18 protein-coding genes and 1 pseudogene are annotated in these 21,430 nt (G+C 53.9%); 9 read left to right on the top strand and 10 right to left on the bottom strand.

Features of this window, described 5'->3' with window-relative positions:
- Positions 1–44: 44 nt before the first annotated feature.
- The 3 genes from F7Q90_RS00375 to lrhA form a co-directional block, all read right to left on the bottom strand.
- Entirely contained in the window at positions 45–722 is a 678-nt protein-coding gene (locus F7Q90_RS00375) for a NuoB/complex I 20 kDa subunit family protein (RefSeq protein WP_006120026.1), read from the bottom strand.
- Positions 723–737: 15 nt separating this feature from the next.
- Complete coding sequence (locus tag F7Q90_RS00370) at positions 738–1,181, bottom strand: NADH-quinone oxidoreductase subunit A (protein ID WP_006120027.1); 444 nt, start codon at positions 1,179–1,181, stop codon at positions 738–740.
- Positions 1,182–1,819: 638 nt separating this feature from the next.
- Entirely contained in the window at positions 1,820–2,743 is a 924-nt protein-coding gene (gene lrhA, locus F7Q90_RS00365) for a transcriptional regulator LrhA (protein WP_006120028.1), read from the bottom strand.
- A 961-nt stretch (positions 2,744–3,704) separates the two neighbouring features.
- Here lrhA and F7Q90_RS00360 point away from each other — a divergent pair.
- Together F7Q90_RS00360 and yfbR are read left to right on the top strand one after the other, a co-directional pair.
- The gene (locus tag F7Q90_RS00360) at positions 3,705–4,922 is read left to right on the top strand and encodes a pyridoxal phosphate-dependent aminotransferase (RefSeq protein ID WP_006120029.1); all 1,218 of its coding nucleotides are present in this window, start codon (positions 3,705–3,707) and stop codon (positions 4,920–4,922) included.
- A 71-nt stretch (positions 4,923–4,993) separates the two neighbouring features.
- Complete coding sequence (yfbR, locus tag F7Q90_RS00355) at positions 4,994–5,593, top strand: 5'-deoxynucleotidase (protein ID WP_006120030.1); 600 nt, start codon at positions 4,994–4,996, stop codon at positions 5,591–5,593.
- Positions 5,594–5,623: 30 nt separating this feature from the next.
- Here yfbR and F7Q90_RS00350 read toward each other — a convergent pair whose 3' ends face one another.
- From F7Q90_RS00350 to yfbV, 3 genes are all read right to left on the bottom strand, one after another.
- Positions 5,624–6,283, bottom strand: a complete 660-nt coding sequence (locus tag F7Q90_RS00350) for a sugar phosphatase (protein ID WP_006120031.1) — start codon at positions 6,281–6,283, stop codon at positions 5,624–5,626.
- 13 nt (positions 6,284–6,296) lie between these two features.
- Positions 6,297–6,791: a YfbU family protein gene (locus F7Q90_RS00345; protein ID WP_006120032.1), complete on the bottom strand. Its 495-nt coding sequence runs from the start codon at positions 6,789–6,791 to the stop codon at positions 6,297–6,299.
- Between the two features lie 142 nt (positions 6,792–6,933).
- Positions 6,934–7,383, bottom strand: coding sequence for a terminus macrodomain insulation protein YfbV (gene yfbV / locus F7Q90_RS00340; protein WP_006120033.1), 450 nt, complete (start codon positions 7,381–7,383; stop codon positions 6,934–6,936).
- Between the two features lie 333 nt (positions 7,384–7,716).
- Between yfbV and ackA the strand changes: the two genes are divergently transcribed.
- Both ackA and pta read left to right on the top strand, forming a co-directional pair.
- Positions 7,717–8,919, top strand: a complete 1,203-nt coding sequence (gene ackA / locus F7Q90_RS00335) for an acetate kinase (protein WP_006120034.1) — start codon at positions 7,717–7,719, stop codon at positions 8,917–8,919.
- Positions 8,920–8,988: 69 nt separating this feature from the next.
- Complete coding sequence (pta, locus tag F7Q90_RS00330; RefSeq protein WP_006120035.1) at positions 8,989–11,136, top strand: phosphate acetyltransferase; 2,148 nt, start codon at positions 8,989–8,991, stop codon at positions 11,134–11,136.
- Positions 11,137–11,191: 55 nt separating this feature from the next.
- On the opposite strand, the gene F7Q90_RS00325 is transcribed toward pta, so the two are convergent.
- Together F7Q90_RS00325 and pdxR are read right to left on the bottom strand one after the other, a co-directional pair.
- A complete protein-coding gene (locus F7Q90_RS00325) occupies positions 11,192–12,277 on the bottom strand; it encodes an ABC transporter ATP-binding protein (RefSeq protein ID WP_006120036.1) in 1,086 nt (361 codons plus the stop codon).
- Positions 12,278–12,542: 265 nt separating this feature from the next.
- Positions 12,543–14,036 (bottom strand): MocR-like pyridoxine biosynthesis transcription factor PdxR, encoded by a 1,494-nt coding sequence (pdxR, locus tag F7Q90_RS00320; protein WP_006120037.1) that lies wholly within the window; start codon positions 14,034–14,036, stop codon positions 12,543–12,545.
- A 117-nt stretch (positions 14,037–14,153) separates the two neighbouring features.
- Here pdxR and F7Q90_RS00315 point away from each other — a divergent pair, with 117 nt between their 5' ends.
- From F7Q90_RS00315 to F7Q90_RS00300, 4 genes and pseudogenes are all read left to right on the top strand, one after another.
- Positions 14,154–15,416 carry a 4-aminobutyrate--2-oxoglutarate transaminase gene (locus tag F7Q90_RS00315; protein ID WP_006120038.1) on the top strand — a complete coding sequence of 421 codons (1,263 nt, stop codon included), beginning with the start codon at positions 14,154–14,156 and terminating at the stop codon, positions 15,414–15,416.
- 109 nt (positions 15,417–15,525) lie between these two features.
- Positions 15,526–16,551: pseudogene (locus tag F7Q90_RS00310) on the top strand (ABC transporter substrate-binding protein).
- Positions 16,552–16,596: 45 nt separating this feature from the next.
- Positions 16,597–17,862 carry an ABC transporter permease gene (locus tag F7Q90_RS00305; protein ID WP_006120039.1) on the top strand — a complete coding sequence of 422 codons (1,266 nt, stop codon included), beginning with the start codon at positions 16,597–16,599 and terminating at the stop codon, positions 17,860–17,862.
- Between the two features lie 10 nt (positions 17,863–17,872).
- Positions 17,873–18,733 carry an ABC transporter permease gene (locus F7Q90_RS00300; protein WP_006120040.1) on the top strand — a complete coding sequence of 287 codons (861 nt, stop codon included), beginning with the start codon at positions 17,873–17,875 and terminating at the stop codon, positions 18,731–18,733.
- A gap of 317 nt (positions 18,734–19,050) precedes the next feature.
- Here F7Q90_RS00300 and yfcD read toward each other — a convergent pair whose 3' ends face one another.
- Positions 19,051–19,575: an NUDIX hydrolase YfcD gene (gene yfcD / locus F7Q90_RS00295; protein WP_044242236.1), complete on the bottom strand. Its 525-nt coding sequence runs from the start codon at positions 19,573–19,575 to the stop codon at positions 19,051–19,053.
- 110 nt (positions 19,576–19,685) lie between these two features.
- Complete coding sequence (gene yfcF / locus F7Q90_RS00290) at positions 19,686–20,327, bottom strand: glutathione transferase (RefSeq protein WP_006120042.1); 642 nt, start codon at positions 20,325–20,327, stop codon at positions 19,686–19,688.
- Between the two features lie 183 nt (positions 20,328–20,510).
- Here yfcF and F7Q90_RS00285 point away from each other — a divergent pair, with 183 nt between their 5' ends.
- Positions 20,511–21,410 (top strand): TIGR01777 family oxidoreductase, encoded by a 900-nt coding sequence (locus tag F7Q90_RS00285; RefSeq protein WP_006120044.1) that lies wholly within the window; start codon positions 20,511–20,513, stop codon positions 21,408–21,410.
- Positions 21,411–21,430 lie beyond the last annotated feature (20 nt).

Genomic DNA, 21,430 nt, shown 5'->3' with positions numbered 1-21,430 from the left:
TGTGTATTGTCGCTGCAGGCACTGATTCCATCCATACGGTTAACTTAAACTTCGTCTGGTGTACGCAGGTTGGTTACTGCAATACGCTCGCCACGCTTACGTTCACGCTCAGACTGCATATTGGCACGGTAAACGCCCTGATCGCCGACCACCCAGGACAGAGGACGACGCTCTTTACCAATCGACTCCTGCAGTAACAGCAGAGCCTGCATGTAGGCTTCAGGGCGCGGTGGGCAACCTGGAATGTAAACGTCAACCGGCAGGAATTTATCCACGCCCTGCACGACAGAATAGATATCGTACATGCCGCCTGAGTTGGCACAGGCCCCCATGGAAATGACCCATTTCGGCTCCAGCATCTGATCGTACAAACGCTGAATCACCGGGGCCATTTTAGTGAACGGCGTACCGGCAATAACCATAAAGTCGGCCTGACGCGGTGAGGCACGCATAACCTCAGCACCAAAACGCGCCACATCGTGCACGGCGGTGAAGGAGGTGGTCATCTCAACGTAGCAGCAGGAAAGACCAAAGTTGTAGGGCCACAGGGAATTCTTACGTCCCCAGTTCACCATGTCGTGCAGGGCATGTTCGAGCTTGCCCATGTAAACGCTGCGATGAACGTGCTGCTCCAGCGGATCGCTGACGATTTCCTGCTTTTGCAGAGGGTAACGGTCGTTCTCACCACCGTTCGGGTCTATGCGGGTGAGCGTATAGTCCATCTTATTGCCTCTCTTTTACTGCTTGTGAGGATTGGTGTGACTTACCGTGGGAGTTTTAACCACGATTCGGCGGCGTGCAGGAGTCCAGTCCAACGCGCCAATGCGCACCAGATAAACCAGGCCCGCCAGGAGCACCAAAATGAAAATTGCGGCTTCCACAAAGCCGACCCATCCACTTTCACGGATTGAGGTCGCCCATGCGTATAAAAAGAGAGCTTCGACGTCGAAGATAACGAAGAACATCGCCACCAGGTAGAATTTGGCGGATAAGCGGATGTGAGTATCACCCACGGATTCAATACCGGATTCGAAAGGCGTGTCTTTATGACGGGCACGAGCTCTGCCGCCTAACAGCCATCCTCCGGTCAACATAAACGCACAGAGGCCAAATGCGATGACGATAAAAACGATGAATGCCCAATGCTGAGCGATGATTTCGGTGGTAGTTGACATACTCATTGCTTACTCATCAAAAGTGGCGCTGGCATCCTGCTCTGGTTCTGGCAGCAAACTCACCACATCGATTCAAAGGGAAGGATAAAAACCTTACAAATTTTGCTGTTACTGTGCAATAAGCAGCAATTTTATGTGGTTTTTTACTCCTTTCTATAACCTTTTGTCAACTTTGACAAAAGTATCCAAACATTATTTTACACCTGCATCATATTATTAACATATGACGCGCGTGTTTCCAGCTAAATCGCTTCAGTCTGTAGGGGTAATTTCAGTGTAGCGGGTATTTCAACGTGTGGATCGGGTTATCAACGCGCATAGTTTGACAGGATTCGGCGGGATTGCCTTGCTTTTAGAAGGGCTATTTTGTTGATCCAGAACACAGAATTATCATTTTTGTGTTAAATTTAATCAGTTATCAGCCTGCTTCGCATCAACAAATCTCCACTTCGTGCTTTCCCTTCCCCACTCGCCCTGTTGGCCAGAGTATGAACAGGTAATTGACAGAACAGGACTGAAAAAGAAAACCACGGGTCAGAAAAGCAGCAAAAAAAAGCCTCTTGTTCCGGTTACAGAACAAAAGGCGCATTTACTCAGATTAACGTGCCGGCAGATTTCGCATTTTTTGCGAAAGAAGACGGGATTTACTCTTCATCGTCCAGCAGTAAGGCACCATCGGCATTGCCGATCATGTTGTAGGGATCGTGGGTAGACTGCATGGCGTTGAAAATGGCCAGCGCCAGTTCGTTGTCGTTGTCCGCGTTGCGGCACAGCAGATACTGAGTATCTGGCAGCACCGGTAATCCTTCTGCTGCACCCATTACGCGCAGTTCCGGGCTCATCATCTCCACCGGACGCGCGGTCACGCCTAAACCAGCTTTAACGGCAGCACGCACCGCTGCCAGCGTTGAAGCGACGTAAGAGATGCGCCAGGGAATGCCTGCTTCGTTCAGATGGTCAATCGCCATATCACGGTAAGGGCTGGGTTCATCCAGCAATACCAGAGGGATCGCTTCCCCACGCTGGAACACATAGTCCGCTGCGCAATACCACAGGGTTGGCGATGTCCGCAGTACCTGATGTGTAAAGTTACCCGGACTGGAGGTGGTAACAACCAGATCGACTTCGCCCTGATTCAGCATTTCCATCATAAATGGATTGCGTTTCACACGAACGTCAATGGCCAGTTTGGGATAAACAGAGGTAACGCTGTTTAACAGGAACGGCAGAATGGTATCGGAGGTATCGTCTGACGCCCCGATTGTCAGAACGCCCTGAATATTGCTGTACATCAGCGATGTGCAGGCTTCATCGTTAAAACGCAGAATTTTTCTGGCATAACCCAGAAGCTGAATGCCATGTTCTGTTAATAATTTGTTGCGGCCATGCCTGGCAAACAACTCTTTACCGACCAGTTGTTCCAGACGCTGCATCTGCTGACTTACTGCCGATTGCGTTCTGCATACCGCAGCAGCCGCGGCTGCAAAGGTGTTTAAATCCGCAACAGCAACAAAAGTTCGAAGCAGATCGAGATCGAGATTAAGTATCGGACGATTTGCATTAGTCATGTTTTTCTTCACTTATTAGAGTTTTAAGAACTACTATCCTGGTGTTATTACAAGCTTATCAAAGCGATAAGCGGTAATGATGCTTCATGCCGTCCCAACACAGGGCCGACATAAAATTTACTTACGAAGGCGCACGGCACGTTCCTGTAAAACACGGAAGCCGTCACCTGAAGACAGAGACAACTTCTGTACCGAAGGCACTGGATGCAAAATTGCGGGAAGCTGTGTAGTTGTCTTTTTCAACCCCAAAAAAGTCATTACGCCGGGGTAAATGGGTCTGTCATACACACACGCTGTATCGCGTTTAATCACATCAAATAGTAAATTATACTTAATCATTTTTGACCGCAAAATGGAAATGTTTTTATGAAAAGCATTGCAAATTTTGATCGGATCGCATTTTCCAACACGTCCTGCACGTCCTGTGCGCATTCAACCCGCCCAAAAACAGTGAATAAGACTTTTAGACAGGTAAACCTGTACTAAAGATGCTCTCTGTTTTTTAGCCTGGCTTCAAAAAACGAAAAAAAGTCCTTAGAGATAAAATAGTTAACCGTATTAACGATTAATGCACGGCTGTCACACCCTACTTACGCTATGCACTATCGTGCAAAATTTATGCATCAATAAAGCATAATTAAACTATTTCATTTATGACGCATTAGGCCTGTTCTGATTTCACTATGTCGATTACGTTCCCTGTCGGCATAAAAAAAACAGCAACGCGCCAAACAAAGCCCTTTTATCAAGCAGCATAAAAAACCATCAATGATGACTCAAGCAGACTTTTAAACCATACAGGGTCATAAGCAATATGCATTACGTCGTCTGGACGGAGACAAAGATGCTGAAGACGCCAAAACCACCTCGCGCCCTTCTTTTGTGTTCGTGAGGAGAGTACATTGTGCAGGTTTGTTTTCAGCGGCAGGCAAAAGGATTCTGCATATTAAGGCGGCCAAAAATGACTTTTCAAATTGATAAATCCGGCAAACTGGACAATGTGTGTTATGACATTCGTGGGCCGGTTTTAAAAGAGGCCAAGCGCCTGGAAGAAGAAGGTAATAAAGTTCTCAAGTTGAACATCGGTAACCCCGCGCCGTTTGGCTTTGAAGCGCCCGATGAAATTCTGGTGGATGTGATCCGTAACCTGCCCAGTGCACAAGGTTATTGCGATTCCAAAGGGATCTATTCCGCCCGAAAGGCCATCATGCAGCATTATCAGGCGCGGGATATGCGCGATGTCACAGTAGAAGATATCTACATTGGAAACGGTGTCTCAGAACTGATCGTTCAGGCGATGCAGGCGCTGCTGAACAGCGGAGATGAAATGCTGGTTCCGGCACCGGACTATCCGCTCTGGACGGCAGCCGTGTCGCTGTCGAGCGGAAAAGCCGTGCACTATTTATGTGATGAGTCCGCCGGCTGGTTCCCGGATCTGGATGATATTCGTAGCAAAATTACGCCACGCACTCGCGGCATTGTTATCATCAACCCCAACAACCCTACCGGCGCGGTATACAGCAAAGAGCTGCTGATGGATGTGGTTGAGATAGCCCGTCAGCATAACCTGATTATATTTGCTGACGAGATCTACGATAAGATTCTCTACGATGCCGCACAGCACCACTCTATTGCCGCACTGGCACCGGACTTGTTAACGGTCACGTTTAACGGCCTGTCAAAAACCTACCGCGTGGCGGGCTTCCGTCAGGGCTGGATGGTGCTGAATGGCCCGAAAAAGCACGCAAAAGGCTATATAGAAGGGCTGGAAATGCTGGCTTCCATGCGCCTGTGCGCCAACGTTCCGGCGCAGCACGCAATTCAGACCGCCCTGGGGGGATATCAGAGCATCAGTGAGTTCATCGCACCGGGTGGTCGTCTCTACGAACAGCGTCAGCGTGCCTGGGAACTGATCAACGATATTCCCGGCGTCAGCTGTGTGAAGCCGGAGGGAGCGCTGTACATGTTCCCGAAAATTGATGCCAAAAAATTCAATATTCAGGACGACCAGAAGATGGTGCTGGACTTCCTGTTACAGGAAAAAGTGCTGCTGGTGCAGGGCACCGCGTTTAACTGGCCGTGGCCCGATCATCTGCGTATCGTAACCCTGCCGCGCGTCGATGACCTGGAAATGGCCATCAATAAGTTTGGCCGTTTCCTGCAAGGCTACCGCCAGTAGTCCTGTTGCATCTATACTGATGTCATTTTGGGGAGAGTTGACCTCTCCCCCTGTCGTAAACAGGAACGACCATGACTCAAAGCCATTTCTTCGCCCACCTCTCACGCCTCAAACTGATTAACCGCTGGCCACTGATGCGTAACGTGCGGACCGAAAACGTCTCTGAACACAGTTTACAGGTGGCGATGGTCGCCCATGCGCTGGCCATCATCAAGAACAAAAAGTTTAACGGTAACCTGAATGCCGAGCGCATCGCGATGATGGCGCTGTACCATGATGCCAGTGAAGTGCTCACGGGCGATTTGCCTACGCCGGTGAAGTATTACAACGCGCAAATTGCCCATGAATACAAAAAGATTGAGAAAATCGCGCAGCAGAAGTTGATTGAGATGCTGCCCGACGAGTTGCAGGACGTTTATCGCCCGCTGATTGATGAACATCTGCACAGTGAAGATGAGAAAGCGGTAGTGAAGCAGGCCGACGCACTCTGCGCCTACGTTAAATGCCTGGAAGAGTTGTCGGCAGGCAACAATGAATTCTTACTCGCCAAGGCGCGGCTGGAAAAAACCCTGACTCAGCGTCGCTCGCCTGAAATGAGCTATTTTGTTGAGGTGTTTATCCCAAGCTTTAGCCTGTCTCTGGACGAAATCTCGCAAGATACACCGCTCTGATTCGGGCGGCCCGATGCCGCCACTCTGCACTTAAGGCTGGCTGTGAAAGGCAAACTTACCCGCTGGCTGTCTGGTAATGATTAGTGACGCCAGTGAAGTCAGGCGCAGCGCCACGTCATCCAGTCGCGGTGTCTCGTCTGGCGCATTGACAGCAATGACGGCACAGCCCGCCGACAGCCCGGCGATCACGCCAGCAGGCGCATCTTCAACCACAACACAGTCGGCTGGAGACAGTTTCAGCCTTTCGGCACCCAGCAGGTAGGGATCGGGTTCAGGCTTACCCTTTGCTACCTGCTCAGCCGTAATGAAGACCGCAGGCAGAGGCAGGCCCGCCGCTTTGTGGCGGGCATGAGCCACTGGCACAGAACCTGAAGTAACAATTGCCCAGGGGATCTGCAGTTCATTAAGCTGAGTGAGCAGCGCCAGGGCACCTGGTAACGCCTTCACACCGTCCGTATCTTCCGCTTCCGTTTTTTCCAGTGCCAGGAACTCGGCCTGAATCGCGGCCTCTGACTGACCGGCCATAAAATGACGCAGTGAGGTGATTGCCTGTTTACCGTGAATGAAGTCCAGAATTTCATCAGCCGCAATGCCATGACGTGCGCCCCAGTTAGACCAGGCACGTTCAACCGCCGGTAATGAATCCACTAAGGTGCCGTCTAAATCAAACAAAAAACCACTGTACTCCACACGTCACTCCTCATCAGGCGTTAATGATTTGCGCAATCTCGTTTACGCTTAAATGGTACTGGCGGGGACAAGTCTGCCATAAAGCCAGCATGCGTTGATACTTTTCCCACATCGGTGTTTGTGCATTGAAGCCGTGCGTGCCGGAATCAAAATGCGTGTAGCGCCCTTCCGTATTCACCATAAAGCGTACATAGCCAAGGTAGCGGGATTCCGTAGCCGCATCAAATCCCAGAAACGCCAGGCGCCGGGTATCGATCTCTCCTTCGGTTTTCAGATTAGACCAGGAAATCTGTAGCGCATGGTGCATTTCCATGATGTCGATGAGCGTACGGCAGGTGGCTTCAGAGAGTTCGCCGAACTCTTTATCCAGTTCACGCATCTGCAGGCTGTAGCCGCGCTCAATAATGGTCTGATAACGCCGAAAGCGCTCCGCATTCTCAGGCTCCAGCATCGCCATCATTTTGTACTGGTTCGCCAGAATTAAGCGTTGTGCATGGGTCATTTCCATCTTTCTCTCCCTCAGCCCAGAGGCTGTTCAGGTTTTATACGAGGGAAGGATGATGACACAGGGGGAGCGATGCGGAGGTTGCCACATCGCTTTTCATTGATTTAACCACAGATTCACATGCAATATTTCGGCACGCTGCAGGTTAGAGATCGTCCAGAAAAGTCCGGTCCAGTTGCTTAAAGGCGCGCTTCAGCAGATCGGCAAGCGCCTGATACGTTGGCGTGCCTTCAACCGGCGCAATCGCCTGCCCTGCGGCTTCCAGTTTGGTGCGCACGTCATGAAACCAGCGCAGAAGCGTCGGCGGCAGTGGCGTGACCGAACGTTTGCCCAGCCACCACAATCCCTGCATCGGTAAACTGCAGGCGAAAAGCGCTGTCGCGACGGCAGGGCCCAGTTGCCCACCCATCGCGATCTGCCAGGTCAGTGTAAACACCGCCAGCGGGGGCATAAAGCGAATGGCAAAACGCGTGGCCGTTGATACCCGGTTTTCGGGAAAGACTGGTGCCAGACGTTTATCATTGGGCCACGTCTTCATATAATGCTGTCCGCGCTGAAACATCCGGAACCAGCCCGTGTTAGATTGATTCGCCATGGCTCGCCTCAACTAATGCTGTATTTTTTGAAAAATAACTATAACGACACAACTTTACGTAACATCCTTCAAATCTTTTTGTCTTTAAAGGTGACTCCGGCTATTCTGACGCCGTTTTAGTCGCGTCAGTGTCGCAACCTTCTTTGTCACAGAGGCGATAAGACCCGTTTTAAGCGTGATTTAAAATTTATGCGTAAAAACTCAACTTTTTTTGCGTATAACGCATTATTTTGACCCGGGTATGACTTTTGTCATTAATCTGGCAGCTTCAATAGGCTACGCTGTATGTCTGATTGCGTTTTTTTTAGCCACTTTTAACAAATAGGTACTTCCATGTCGAGTAAGTTAGTACTGGTCCTGAACTGCGGCAGCTCATCCCTTAAGTTTGCCATTCTGAATCCCACCACCGGAGACGAATTTCTGTCAGGTCTGGCTGAATGTTTTCACCTGCCCGAAGCGCGGATCAAGTGGAAGCTTGACGGCCAAAAACAGGAAGCACCTTTAGATGCTGGCGCTGCCCACAGCGAAGCACTGAATTTCATTGTTAAAACAATTCTGGCACAAAAACCAGAGCTTTCGGCACAAATCGCTGCAATAGGTCATCGCATCGTCCACGGCGGTGAAAAATTGACGCAATCGGTCGTGATCTCTGACGCTGTCGTTCAGGGTATCAAAGATGCCGCTTCTTTTGCACCGCTGCATAATCCTGCGGGCCTGATCGGCATTGATGAAGCGATGAAAAACTTCCCCCATTTGTCTGACAAGAATGTGGCGGTTTTTGACACCGCTTTCCATCAGACAATGCCGGAAGAATCCTATCTCTATGCGCTGCCCTATGCGCTCTACAAAGATCACGGCGTGCGTCGCTACGGTGCGCACGGTACCAGCCACTACTATGTGACCCACGAAGCGGCAAAAATGCTGAATAAGCCGCTGGAAACCCTGAATATCATCACCTGTCACCTCGGTAACGGTGGATCGGTTTCTGCCATCCGTAACGGAGAATGTGTGGATACCTCCATGGGGCTGACGCCGCTGGAAGGCCTGGTGATGGGCACCCGCAGCGGGGATATTGATCCGGCCATTATCTTCTTCCTGCACGATACATTGGGCATGAACGTGGATGCTATCAACAAGATGCTGACCAAAGAGTCCGGTCTGTTAGGACTGACCGAAGTCACCAGCGACTGCCGCTACGTTGAAGATAATTACGCCACGAAAGACGATGCCAAACGCGCAATGGACGTATTCTGCCATCGCCTCGCCAAATACATCGGCAGCTATACTGCGCTGATGGACGGCCGTCTTGATGGCGTGATCTTCACCGGTGGTATCGGTGAAAATGCGGCGATGGTCCGCGAGTTAACGCTGAAGAAACTGGCTCTGCTGGGCTTTGAACTCGATCATGACCGCAACCTGGCCGCGCGTTTTGGTAAAGCGGGCTTCATCAACAAAGAGGGCTCGCGTCCGGCACTGGTTATCCCAACGAATGAAGAGTTAGTCATCGCCAGGGACGCCGCGCGTCTTACCGCCTGATATCCTTTCTCCGTCAGCTCAGGCTGACGGTGTTATTTTGACACCCAGTGAACTCTGAGAGGTGCAATCGTGTCACGTACAATTATGCTCATTCCGACCGGCACCAGCGTCGGCTTGACCAGCGTTAGCCTTGGCGTTATTCGCGCCATGGAACGTAAAGGCGTTCGACTGAGCGTTTTCAAACCCATTGCTCAACCACGCGCCGGTGGCAATGCGCCCGACCAAACCACCAGCATCGTACGCAAAAATTCCGGTATTCCTGCGGCAGAACCGCTGCCCATGTCACGCGTTGAATCCTTGCTGGGATCCAATCAGCAGGACGTGCTGATGGAAGAAATCATTGCCCGCTATCATGCAAATACGCAGGATGCAGAAGTGGTGCTGGTGGAGGGCCTGGTGCCCACGCGCAAACATCAGTTTGCCAGCGCCCTTAACTACGAAATTGCCAAAACGCTGAACGCTGAAATTGTGTTTGTGACCGCGCTGGGTAATGACTCGCCGGCCCAGCTTAAAGAACGTATCGAACTGACGCAAAGCAGCTTTGGCGGTGCGAAGAATAAAAACATCACCGGCGTCATTATTAACAAGCTGAACGCGCCGGTCGACGAACAGGGCCGGACGCGTCCCGACCTGTCTGAAATCTTCGATGATTCCACGAAGGCCAGCATTGCCAATATCAATCCCGACCAATTGTTTGCCAACAGCCCGTTGCCCATCCTGGGTTGCGTGCCGTGGAGCTTTGATCTGATCGCGACCCGCGCGATTGATATGTGCCGCCACCTGAACGCGCGCATCATTAATGAAGGTGAAATTCAGACGCGCCGCGTGAAGTCGGTAACCTTCTGTGCCCGCAGCATTCCTCATATGCTTGAGCACTTCCGTCCAGGCTCGCTGCTGGTCACCTCCGCAGACCGTCCGGATGTACTGGTTGCCGCCTGTCTGGCCGCCATGAACGGCGTAGAGATTGGGGCTATTCTGTTAACCGGTAACTACGAGATCGACGAGCGGATCGCCAAACTGTGCGAACGCGCGTTCCAGACCGGTCTGCCGGTCTTTATGGTCAAAACCAATACCTGGCAGACATCACTGAGTCTGCAAAGCTTCAATCTGGAAGTGCCGGTAGACGACACACAGCGCATTGAGAAAGTGCAGGAATATGTCGCAGGCTACATCAATGCAGACTGGATTGAGTCGCTGACCGCTACCTCTGAACGCAGCCGTCGTCTGTCCCCGCCGGCATTCCGTTATCAGTTGACCGAGCTGGCACGTAAAGCCGGTAAACGCATCGTCCTGCCAGAAGGCGATGAGCCTCGCACCGTGAAAGCGGCCGCGATCTGTGCCGATCGCGGCATTGCGACCTGTGTGCTGTTAGGTAACCCGGATGAAATTCAGCGCGTGGCCGCAGTACAGGGCGTTGAGCTGGGTAAAGGCATTGAGATTGTTGACCCTGAAGTGGTTCGCCAGAACTACGTTCCGCGTCTGGTTGAACTGCGTAAAAACAAAGGCATGACCGAAGTGGTGGCGCAGGAACAGCTGGAAGACAACGTGGTGCTCGGTACCATGATGCTGGAGCGTGGCGAGGTAGACGGCCTGGTTTCAGGTGCGGTGCATACCACGGCCAATACCATTCGTCCGCCGTTACAGCTGATTAAAACCGCCCCGAACAGCTCTCTGGTCTCGTCGGTATTCTTTATGCTGCTGCCGGAGCAGGTGCTGGTCTATGGCGACTGCGCGATTAACCCGGATCCTACCGCTGAACAGCTGGCTGAAATTGCTATCCAGTCTGCCGATTCCGCCAAAGCCTTCGGTATTGATCCGCGCGTGGCGATGATCTCCTACTCGACCGGTAACTCCGGGGCAGGAAGCGACGTCGAAAAAGTGCGCGAAGCTACCCGTCTGGCACAGGAAAAACGCCCGGATCTCGTCATTGACGGTCCGCTGCAGTATGACGCGGCGATTATGGAAGACGTCGCGAAATCGAAAGCGCCAAACTCGCAGGTCGCGGGTCGCGCAACGGTATTTATCTTCCCGGATCTGAATACCGGTAACACCACCTATAAAGCGGTACAGCGCTCAGCCGATCTGATTTCTATCGGACCGATGCTGCAAGGGATGCGTAAACCCGTTAACGACCTGTCGCGCGGTGCGCTGGTGGACGACATCGTCTATACCATTGCCCTGACAGCGATTCAGTCACTCCAGGCGGAAGGCCAGTAACAAACCGCCTGACCGGTAGTGAGAACAAAGAGCATGCAGCCCGCATGCTCTTTTTTTATTGCAATGTCACATCCAGCGCACGTAAATGCTGTGGCTGCCAGGAAAGCATAACCTCGCTCCCCGGTTTCCAATCAGGCGCGACATCGGATGAGGCCAGTTTCACCATAAAATTCCCCTGCCCGGCCACGTCGGTCAGCATGCGGACATGATCACCCAGATAGATAAACTGTTGAATGGTAGCCTGCACAGACTGGTCGCCCGGTTTTGGTGCGTTCACGTTGATGCGTTCGGGCCGGATGCTGAGCTGGATACGTTTGCCAGGCGAACTGGGTCGGACTTTCAGCGCGTCCAGATGAACGCCATTATCCAGCGCCACCTGATAATACTCGCCCTTTTGACCCGATTGTGTGGCTAACAGGCAGTTATTTTCGCCGATAAACTGTGCAACAAAGGCATTATCTGGCTGCTCATAAAGTTTACTCGGGCTGTCCATCTGCTGAATCATGCCATCATTAAACACCGCGACCCGGTCTGACATGGTCATTGCTTCGCTCTGGTCATGCGTGACGTAAACGATGGTCAGCCCAAGCAGGTTGTGCAGTTGCTTGATTTCCATCTGCATATGCTCACGCAGCTGTTTATCCAGTGCCCCTAACGGTTCATCCATCAGGATCAGCCTGGGTTCAAAAACCAGTGCCCGCGCCAGCGCTACACGTTGCTGCTGGCCACCCGACATCTGGGCAGGATAGCGATCGGCCAGCGACGTCAGTTTAATCATATCCAGCACGCGCTTAACCCGTACTTTGATATCCGCTTTGCTCAGGCGACGTATGGATAGGGGAAATGCCAGATTCTCCGCCACGGTCATATGGGGAAACAGCGCATAATTCTGAAACACCATGCCGATATCACGCTGATGGGGCGGCAGCGTGTGCAGGGGTTTATCACGCAGCAGAATCTCGCCATCGGTGGGCGTTTCAAAGCCCGCCAGCATCATCAGGCTGGTGGTTTTCCCCGATCCTGAGGGCCCTAACAGCGTCAAAAACTCCCCTTCTGCCACGTCCAGATTAAGGTTGCGCACCACCAGCTTGTCGCCGTCGTAACTCTTTTTGATATTCCTGAAACTGACAAAATTTCTCATGGCGTATTCTCGAAAACAGGATGGAAAGGGTTTCGGCACGATTCATGCATCATCCGTTTGACATGCGAATCCTGGCGGGCCTTTTTTTAGCACTACCATAACGCCGCTGATTCGCACAAGCAGAATTTGACAAAATAAAACGAACAGGCTTGCAAAACCTTCATGCAGGCCTTTGTATTTTATTGCCTTTTTAAATTTAACATTACATTAACGTGAATGAGATCACAGAATCAGGCAAGGTAAGAGGTTGCACACTTGTGGTGCATCAGGGGGAAACTGAGGCGATTTGCAGGTGGTGTTCCAGACGGGCAAGGACAGGCGCGAACGCACTGGGGATATCCGCTTCGTCAACGCAGGCATAGCCCAAAAGTAACCCACGCTGCGGCGTGCCTTGCAGGTAGTAGGAAGACAGCGGGCGCGTCAGCACACCGCATTGTTCAAGCTCAGCGCTGAACGCCACATCGTCGATGCTGTCGGGCAGTCTTAGCACCAGATGCAGCCCCGCATTGCTGTGATGCACAATCCAGTCGGCCCCCAGCGACTGGCTGATCACGGCGACCAGCGCCGCGCGGCGACGACTGTAGATCTGCCGCATCCGCCGTACATGAGCCGCATAGTGCCCTTCGCGGATAAACGCGGCCAGCGTGAGCTGCACCAGCCCATAACCGCCGCGATAGAGCTCGGAGTGCGCCATTTTCATACGCGTAGCCATGGATTTAGGCACCACCATGTAACTGAGTCGAATGCCAGGATACAACGTTTTGCTGAACGTCCCCAGGTATATGACAGGCGCATCCGCCGCCAGCCCTTGCAGCGCGGGTATCGGGCTGCCGGAAAAACGGAACTCGCCATCGTAGTCATCTTCCACCACCCAACTGCCGCTGCGCTTCGCACGCTCCAGTAACTCATGCCGCCGTTGCAGGCTCATCACCGCACCCAGTGGATACTGATGGGAAGGCGTCACGCAGATTAAACGCGGCGCAGGGCTGTCAGGCTGCTCCGGGGGCAGCACCAGCCCCTGCTCGTCAACCGGCGTAGGGATCAGCGTAACGCCGTTCACCGCCAGCACGTTACGAATGCCCCAGTAGCCAGGTTCCTCTACCAGCGCCCGGTCACCCGGATCGCACAGCATCTTTGCCAGCAGATCCAGCGACTGATGCGTGCCTGCGGTCACCAGTACCTGCTCGGGGCTGCAGTTGACGGAACGAATCACCCGCAGGTAATCGGCCAGCGCCTGTTGCAGCTCGGTGCAGCCGCCGTGGCTGGCATAGCTCAGGTTCTCAACGGGCAGGCGTCGGCTCAGACGAAGCTGGATTTTGCGCCAGATGTCGTGCGGCATGTGACTGACATCCGGTACGCCGGGCATAAACGCCCCCCACTGATGACTTCCGGCACCGCTGTTTGCCAGTAATCGCGATCCCCGACGGGACAGCCTGACGGGCTTCATTGGCGGCGAAACCGGCCTGACCAGCGGCCCGTCTGGCACCTCTTCAGGCAGCACCGCACTGACAAACGTGCCGCTGCCTGTGCGGGTTTGTAAGTACCCCTCTGACTGCAACTGTTCATACACGGCCAGTACGGTATTGCGTGAGACCGCGAGTTCGCGAGCAAGGTCGCGGCTGGCGGGCAGCCGTGTTGCGGTGGCAATGGATCCATCCTGAATCGCCGCCTGCAGCGCGTCATACAGTCGCTTATTCAGCGTACCGCCGGACAGCGCGGCCAGCCGTTGTGCAAGCAGGTCACCGAGTAAGCTTCGCAAAATTGGTACCTCAAAATAAAAAAAACTGGCTCTGGATTATAAAACCCTGAAAACGCTAAAACCAAGAAGGCAAATTCCACTGTAACAATATGGAAACAAACACCACGAGGTCGCGTTATGAGTAACAGTGAAGTGCAGGTCCGTCGTCTCAATGCCACGCCACGCGGCGTGGGCGTCATGTGCGATTTCTATGCGGTGAAAGCTGAAAACGCCACGCTGTGGGATCACGAGGGCCGCGAAATCATCGATTTCAGTGCCGGCATTGCCGTACTGAACACCGGACACCGTCATCCTAAGGTCATCGCCGCCATCAAAGAACAGCTCGACTGTTTTACCCATACTGCATTTCAGATCGTGCCCTATGAAAATTACATCGCCCTTGCGGAAAAACTGAATGCGCGGGTGCCAGTCAACGGCCCTGCTAAAACCACCTTTTTCTCCACCGGCGCGGAAGCGGTTGAGAACGCGGTAAAAATTGCCCGCGCGGCGACCGGCCGTCCCGGCATCATCGCGTTTACCGGCGCGTTTCACGGGCGCACCAACATGACGATGTCGCTGACCGGCAAAGTGACCCCGTACAAAACCGGTTTCGGCCCTTTTGCTGGCTCAGTATTTCATGCCCGCTACCCGAATGCACTGCATGGCTGTAGCGTCGAGGACGCGCTGGAGAGTGTACAAACGATTTTTCGCTGCGATATCAGCCCGCAGCAGGTCGCAGCGATCATTTATGAGCCGATCCAGGGTGAAGGCGGTTTCAATGTCGCACCGGCGGGCTTCGTCACCGCGCTACGTAAGCTGTGCGATGAACACGGCATCCTGCTGATTGCCGATGAGATTCAAAGTGGTTTTGCCCGCACCGGGAAACTGTTTGCCAGTGAGTACTATTCCGATGTGCAGCCTGACCTGATCACCATGGCGAAAAGCCTGGCCGGCGGGATGCCGTTGTCGGCCGTGTCCGGACGGGCTGAGATTATGGATGCCCCGTTACCCGGCGGGCTGGGTGGCACCTATGCGGGAAGCCCTCCTGCCATTGCAGCCGCACTGGCCGTACTGGAGGTGATTCGTGAGGAGAACCTGTGCGAGCGCGCCCTGCAACTGGGCGGGCAACTGGCCGAAACGCTGAAAGGCGCGGGTTGTAACGCGCTGGCGGACGTGCGTGGGCGGGGTTCGATGATAGCGGCTGAGTTCTGCGACAGCACAGGAAAACCGCGCGCGGACATCGCCAAAGCCATCCAGCAGGCGGCACTGGACGAAGGCTTACTTCTGCTCACCTGCGGTGTCCACGGTAACGTGATTCGCTTCCTTTATCCGCTGACCATCCCGGATGCGCAGTTCCGCACGGCATTAAATCTGCTGAATCGCATTCTCGGTCAACACTAAATTGAGCTGGCTGCCCGTTCCGCAGTCAGCTGAACTGATGGCATCAGGATTGCAACGCAAACACCAGGCAGTGAGTTCTGCCTGACAAGAATAATTCAGGAGTTCGGGGATGATGAAAAAAATAGCGGCAATGGTGCTGGCAGCCGTGGCGCTGCAGGCACAGGCGGAAACCCTCACGGTAGTGTCCTTCGGCGGGACGAATAAAGACGCACAGGATAAAGCGTTCTATAAGCCGTTCATGGCCGAGGGAAAAGACAGCATCGAAGCAGGCGAATATAACGGTGAGATGGCCCGCATCCGCGCCATGGTCGAAACCAAACAGATCGGCTGGGACGTCGTCGAACTGGAAACTCCGGAACTGGAGCGCGGTTGTGAAGAAGGTCTGTTTGAAACCCTGGACTGGAGCAAGATTGGCAATAAAGCGGACTTTGCCAAAGGCAGCGTCAGCGAATGTGGTGCCGGTTTCTTCGTCTGGTCAACGGTACTGACCTACGATGGCAACAAACTGAAAACCGCCCCCACGAGTTGGGCCGATTTTTGGGATGTAGAAAAATTCCCGGGCAAACGTGCGCTGCGTAAGAGCGCAAAATATACCCTGGAAATCGCGCTGATGGCGGATGGCGTGAAGCGTGAAGATGTCTATAAGGTGCTGGCCACACCTGCGGGCGTGGATCGCGCCTTTAAGAAGCTTGATGTACTCAAGCCCCATATTCAGTGGTGAGAATCCGGGGCACAGCCGCTGCAGTGGCTGGTATCAGGCGACGTGACGCTGGCCTCGGCCTATAACGGCCGTATCGGCACCGCCCAGGCAGAAGGCCATAACTTTAAAATCGTCTGGGATGGCAACCTGTATGACTTCGATAACTGGGCGATTGTGAAAGGCTCAAAACATAAAGCGCTGGCAGAGAAATTCATCGCCTTCTCGCTGCAGCCTGAGAACCAAAAGGTCTATGCCGAAAATATTCCTTATGGCCCCGCCAATATCAAAGCAGGCAAACTGCTGGCGGCGGATCGTCTGGCTCAACTGCCAACAGCGCCCGAAAACATGGCCAAAGCCGTACAGGTTAACGCCACGTTCTGGCTGGAGCATGGTGAAGAACTGGAACAGCGTTTTAACGCCTGGGCCGCGAAATAACCTGCTGCCGGACGCGATCCGGTAGCCCCTTTTCAGGAGGTCGGCATGAGTCAAAACCCCGTGATGGATTCAGCGCCCGTCAGACGTACAGAACGCGCGTTCAGCCTGCGCCACTCGTTCAACCGGGCAGGTTGGTTAAAAACACAACGCTCTCTGTTTTTAGTGGCCCCGTTACTGATTTTCGTCGTGGTGTGCTTTTTATTCCCTATCGGCTCTATCCTCAGCATGAGCGTGAGCAATCCTGAGCTTAATGACGCCTTACCCCAAACCAGCCAGGCCCTGGCGAAATGGGACGGTAAAGCACTACCGGATGAGAGCCTGTATGCACTGCTTGCAAAAGAAGTCAGCGCGGCACGCGAACAGGGGCAGATTTCGGGGATTGCGAAGCGGTTAAGTTATGAAGATAACGCGTTTCGCCGCCTGATCCTGGCCGTACCGCGCCAAGCACCCGAGGATGGCCTTAACGTCAAAGCCACCCTTATCGACAAACAGCCCCTGTGGGGCGAGTTATCCACCTGGCAAACCCTGAAGCGCGTAGCAAAGCCTTATACCAGCTATTACCTGCTGTCGGTGTTTGACCATAAAGTCGATGCCAGAACGGGTGAAATCACCGCGCAGTCGCCGGATCAGGCGCTGTATGTCAACGTCCTGCTGCGCACCTTATGGATGGCCACCGTCGTGACGTTATTGTGCGTAGGGCTGGGTTATCCGCTGGCCTACTGGCTGGCGAAACAGCCTTCTAACCGGGCCAATCTGTTGATGATTATGGTGCTGCTGCCCTTCTGGACCTCACTGATTGTGCGGACGGCCAGCTGGATTGTGCTGTTACAGTCCGGCGGATTAATCAACCGCACGCTGATGGGCACCGGGCTTATCGACAGCCCGCTCACCCTGGTGTTTAACCGGGTGGGGGTTTACATCTCCATGACACATATATTGCTGCCTTTTATCGTGCTGCCGCTGTATGCCGTAATGAAAGGCATATCCCCCAGCTACGTCCGCGCAGCGGTGTCGCTGGGCGCGCATCCGTTTGTCGCCTTCTGGCGCGTCTATGTGCCACAGACCTTTGCCGGGATCACCGCAGGTGCGTTGCTGGTGTTTATGATGGCGATTGGCTACTACGTGACGCCAGCCCTGCTGGGCGGACCGGACGACCAGATGGTCAGCTACTTTGTCGCCTTCTTTACTAACAGCACGATGAACTGGGGCATGGCCGCCGCCCTGGGCAGCCAGTTACTGATCATTGTCACGTTACTGTATGTGGTCTATTCGCGCGTTACCCGCACTTCTTCTGAAGCTGCGGTGCGTTAAGGAGCAAATGATGAGACAACAAGGTTCCACGCTGCTGCGGGTCTGGCGTTACCTGTTTAATTTTTACGGTGCCGCCGCCCTGCTGTTTTTAATAGTGCCGGTGCTGGTGATCGTGCCGTTGTCGTTTAACGCCAGTTCGTTTTTAAGCTATCCCCTCAGTGGCTTTTCATTGCGCTGGTACGACGCGTTTTTCCATTCTAACGAATGGCTGGGCGCGCTGATGAACAGCCTGCTGGTGGCTCCGCTGGCCACCCTGCTGGCCACCGTGCTGGCCACCCTGCTGGCCACCGTGCTGGCCACCGTGCTGGGCGTACTGGCCGCGATGGGCCTGGTACGGGGCGACTTTCGCGGTAAAGCGCTGGTGATGGCAGTCATCATTTCACCGATGGTGGCACCGGTGGTGATCATCGCGGTGGGCATGTTTTTCTTCTTTGCCAAACTGTCCCTGCTAAACAGCTATCTCGGGCTGGTTCTGGCTCATGCGCTGCTGGGCGTCCCGTTTGTGGTGATCACGGTCGTGGCCGTCCTGAAAAGTTACGACACCAACCTGACGCGCGCCGCCGTCAGTCTCGGCGCCTCACCACTGCTGGCGTTTTGTAAATTCACCCTGCCGCTGATTGCACCGGGCGTGTTTTCCGGGGCGTTATTTGCCTTCGCGACCTCCTTTGATGAAGTGGTCGTCACGCTGTTTCTTGCCAGCCCTACGCAGCGGACGCTACCGATTCAGATGTTTGCCGGTATCCGCGAGAACCTCGATCCCACCATTGCAGCGGCGGCCACCATTATGATTGCGGCCTCTCTGTTGCTCCTGATCGTGATGGAAGTGCTGCGCCGCCGTGGCGAAAAAATGCGTCAGGCGCAGCCGGTCTGATCCTCGTGACTTGCTTTGCGCACGCACCACACCGCCCTTTCTACTGAGAGGGCGATTTTTTATTGATCCCGGGCACAGGCGCGTGATGTCAGCCACGATCCTCGCAATGGCTTAACGATCAAATGTCTTAATGCAATACCCGACTGAGACATCGTCAAGACAGACTGGCGCGGTGGCGGAAAAGCGAAAGCCGACGCCCGAGGAAGAATGACGCTGCCCACCAGGAAAAGGCTGCCGTCAATCGTATTGTGGAGCGCGTTGCCGCAAAAGAAGGAAGGATGCTTTGCGAACGGCAAGGCGTTCGCAAAGCAGAAAACTCAGTTGCTGTTTTCGTTATTGCGGCTCAGCCACAACGACAGCGCTTTGAGTGAATCATCGGTAAACTCGTCGCAACGGGCAGTGATTTCATCCGGCGTCATCCAGAAGATTTCATCGACCTCTTCTTCCTGCATCGCAAACGGGCCGTGAGAGACGCAACTGAACAATCCGCCCCAGACGCGGCAGTGCTCATCTTCGAAATAGAACTTGCCATGCTCCGCAAAGGGCACGTCGGCAATACCCAGCTCTTCTTCCGCTTCACGTCGGGCAGATTCCAGCATATCCTCACCGCTCTGCACCACGCCGCCTGCCGTTGCATCCAGTTTACCCTGCATAAAATCTTTGATTTCAGTACGGCGCTGAACCAGTATTTTCCCCATACCATCGTGAACCACGATATAGGTCGCGCGGTGACGTAAGCATTGTGCACGCATCTGCGCGCGCGTAGCCTGCGCAACGACTTCATTCTCTTCGCTTACGATATCGACCCACTCGATCTCGCCACCAGCAGTTTGATCCACCATCCGTAACCCTTTCCTGTTTAGCGTGTCTTCATGCACGCGCTGTTTGCCACATCTATATCATAGTGTGTCGTAAGGTAATCACTTATGACAACTTGAGCAAGCGCCGATCGCTAGCGATGTTTACCGCTCTCCGTCAACCACAACTGCACCGATGCACGCTGCCACTGAAACTCAGCATAATGCTGTAAACGGGCTGGCAGGGGATCACCGTGAAGCGCCAGTCGATTAAGCATGACAGCCAAATCGGTATCTGCAATCGACCACTCACCAAAAAGGTTTTGCTGCCCTTCCGGTAACAGCCGCTGTACGGCACTTATCAGCTTATCGGCCGCCTGAAGCGCAGCGGGCGAAAGCGGCGCAAAGCGCTCTGCGGCGAACAGCACTTCTGTGGGACGCTCCTGTCTGATCGGCAGCAAATCACTGCGTAGCCAGGCCTGAATCTCCCGGGCGCGCGCGCGTTTCTCGCGATCTTTAGGATAGAGCCGTTCAAATTCTGGCGCGGCAAAGCGCTCTTCAAGGTATTCACAAATGGCTGAGGACTCACTCAGCATAAACTCATCAACCTGTAACGTTGGCACACGGCAGGTCAGTGACAGGCTACGGTAGGTGTCGTCAAGCTGCTGGTTTTGGGATAAATCAATGCGCCTGACGCTAAAAGGGATCCCCTTTTCCGTCAGCGCAACGTAAACCGACATCACATAAGGACTGAAAAACGATGAATCTGACCACAGGGTAATGGAGGGGTAATTCATCTGCTACCTCGATATCGCTGACAGGGGTGCATCATGTTTACCGATTTTTATTTCTGAAAACAACCCGGTGCTGGTCCGATGTTTGCCGCCACCGCACGAAATTACGAAGCGGCTCACGCCAGCCGGGAACGACTCTTCTATGATGAAGTAAGCAAAAAATAAAAAATCAGACGGAGCCGCACTATGCATATCTTAATGACCGGTGGAACCGGGCTTATTGGCCGCCATCTTATTCCGCAGTTAAAGGCGCGTGGTCACACGATCAGCGTGGTGATCCGCGATGTCGTAGCCGCACGGGAAACGCTTGGCGAAAATATCGCCTTCTGGTCTGGCCTCGCACAGCAGCATTCGCTGGATGGGGTGGATGCCGTGATCAACCTGGCCGGTGAACCGATTGCCGATAAACGCTGGACCGAGCCGCATAAGCAGCAACTGTGCGAGAGCCGCTGGCAAATCACAGAACGTATTGCCTCACTCATCAATGCCAGCACCACGCCGCCGCGCGTGTTGATTTCGGGGTCGGCGACCGGCTTTTACGGCAACAGTGGTGAAGTGGTCCTGACCGAAGAGGATCCCGGCCAGAATGAATTTACGCATACGCTCTGTGCCCGTTGGGAACAGCTGGCACTGACGGCACAAAGTGACCGGACGCGCGTCTGCCTGCTGCGCACCGGCGTGGTGCTGGCGCGTGAGGGCGGCGCCCTGAGCAAAATGAAACTGCCGTTCAGGCTCGGCGTCGGTGGCCCGCTCGGCAGCGGTAAACAGTATATGCCGTGGATCCACATCGATGACATGGTCAACGGCATCCTGTGGCTTCTGGATCATGACGACTGCCAGGGCCCGTATAACATGGTCGCGCCCTATGCGGTGCGCAACGAGCAGTTTGCCGCCACGCTGGGCGAGGCCATGCACCGCCCGGCTTTCATGCGCACGCCCGCCAGCGCCATTAAGCTGATGATGGGCGAATCCTCGGTGCTGGTGCTCGGTGGACAACATGTGCTGCCTAAACGGCTGGAGGCCGCAGGGTTTCGCTTCCGCTGGTATGACCTGCATGATGCCTTAAAGGACGTGGTTAAGGGGTAATGCCGGGGGAGCCTGTGGCT

It is taken from the genome of Pantoea stewartii subsp. stewartii, assembly GCF_008801695.1.
GTDB classification, from domain to species: domain Bacteria; phylum Pseudomonadota; class Gammaproteobacteria; order Enterobacterales; family Enterobacteriaceae; genus Pantoea; species Pantoea stewartii.
Note: the sequence above shows the minus strand (reverse complement) of the source record. Positions and strands in the feature narration are given on the sequence as shown.

What these genes read in the sequence shown, in the direction of transcription:
- F7Q90_RS00360 (WP_006120029.1), top strand. Translation starts at nt 3,705, where the DNA reads ATGACTTTTCAAATTGATAAATCCGGCAAACTGGACAATGTGTGTTAT.
- yfbV (WP_006120033.1), bottom strand. Translation starts at nt 7,383, where the DNA reads ATGGCGAATCAATCTAACACGGGCTGGTTCCGGATGTTTCAGCGCGGA.
- F7Q90_RS00375 (WP_006120026.1), bottom strand. Translation starts at nt 722, where the DNA reads ATGGACTATACGCTCACCCGCATAGACCCGAACGGTGGTGAGAACGAC.
- ackA (WP_006120034.1), top strand. Translation starts at nt 7,717, where the DNA reads ATGTCGAGTAAGTTAGTACTGGTCCTGAACTGCGGCAGCTCATCCCTT.
- F7Q90_RS00315 (WP_006120038.1), top strand. Translation starts at nt 14,154, where the DNA reads ATGAGTAACAGTGAAGTGCAGGTCCGTCGTCTCAATGCCACGCCACGC.
- yfcD (WP_044242236.1), bottom strand. Translation starts at nt 19,575, where the DNA reads ATGGTGGATCAAACTGCTGGTGGCGAGATCGAGTGGGTCGATATCGTA.
- F7Q90_RS00325 (WP_006120036.1), bottom strand. Translation starts at nt 12,277, where the DNA reads ATGAGAAATTTTGTCAGTTTCAGGAATATCAAAAAGAGTTACGACGGC.
- yfbR (WP_006120030.1), top strand. Translation starts at nt 4,994, where the DNA reads ATGACTCAAAGCCATTTCTTCGCCCACCTCTCACGCCTCAAACTGATT.
- yfcF (WP_006120042.1), bottom strand. Translation starts at nt 20,327, where the DNA reads ATGAATTACCCCTCCATTACCCTGTGGTCAGATTCATCGTTTTTCAGT.
- F7Q90_RS00285 (WP_006120044.1), top strand. Translation starts at nt 20,511, where the DNA reads ATGCATATCTTAATGACCGGTGGAACCGGGCTTATTGGCCGCCATCTT.
- F7Q90_RS00345 (WP_006120032.1), bottom strand. Translation starts at nt 6,791, where the DNA reads ATGGAAATGACCCATGCACAACGCTTAATTCTGGCGAACCAGTACAAA.
- F7Q90_RS00305 (WP_006120039.1), top strand. Translation starts at nt 16,597, where the DNA reads ATGAGTCAAAACCCCGTGATGGATTCAGCGCCCGTCAGACGTACAGAA.
- lrhA (WP_006120028.1), bottom strand. Translation starts at nt 2,743, where the DNA reads ATGACTAATGCAAATCGTCCGATACTTAATCTCGATCTCGATCTGCTT.
- F7Q90_RS00370 (WP_006120027.1), bottom strand. Translation starts at nt 1,181, where the DNA reads ATGAGTATGTCAACTACCACCGAAATCATCGCTCAGCATTGGGCATTC.
- F7Q90_RS00300 (WP_006120040.1), top strand. Translation starts at nt 17,873, where the DNA reads ATGAGACAACAAGGTTCCACGCTGCTGCGGGTCTGGCGTTACCTGTTT.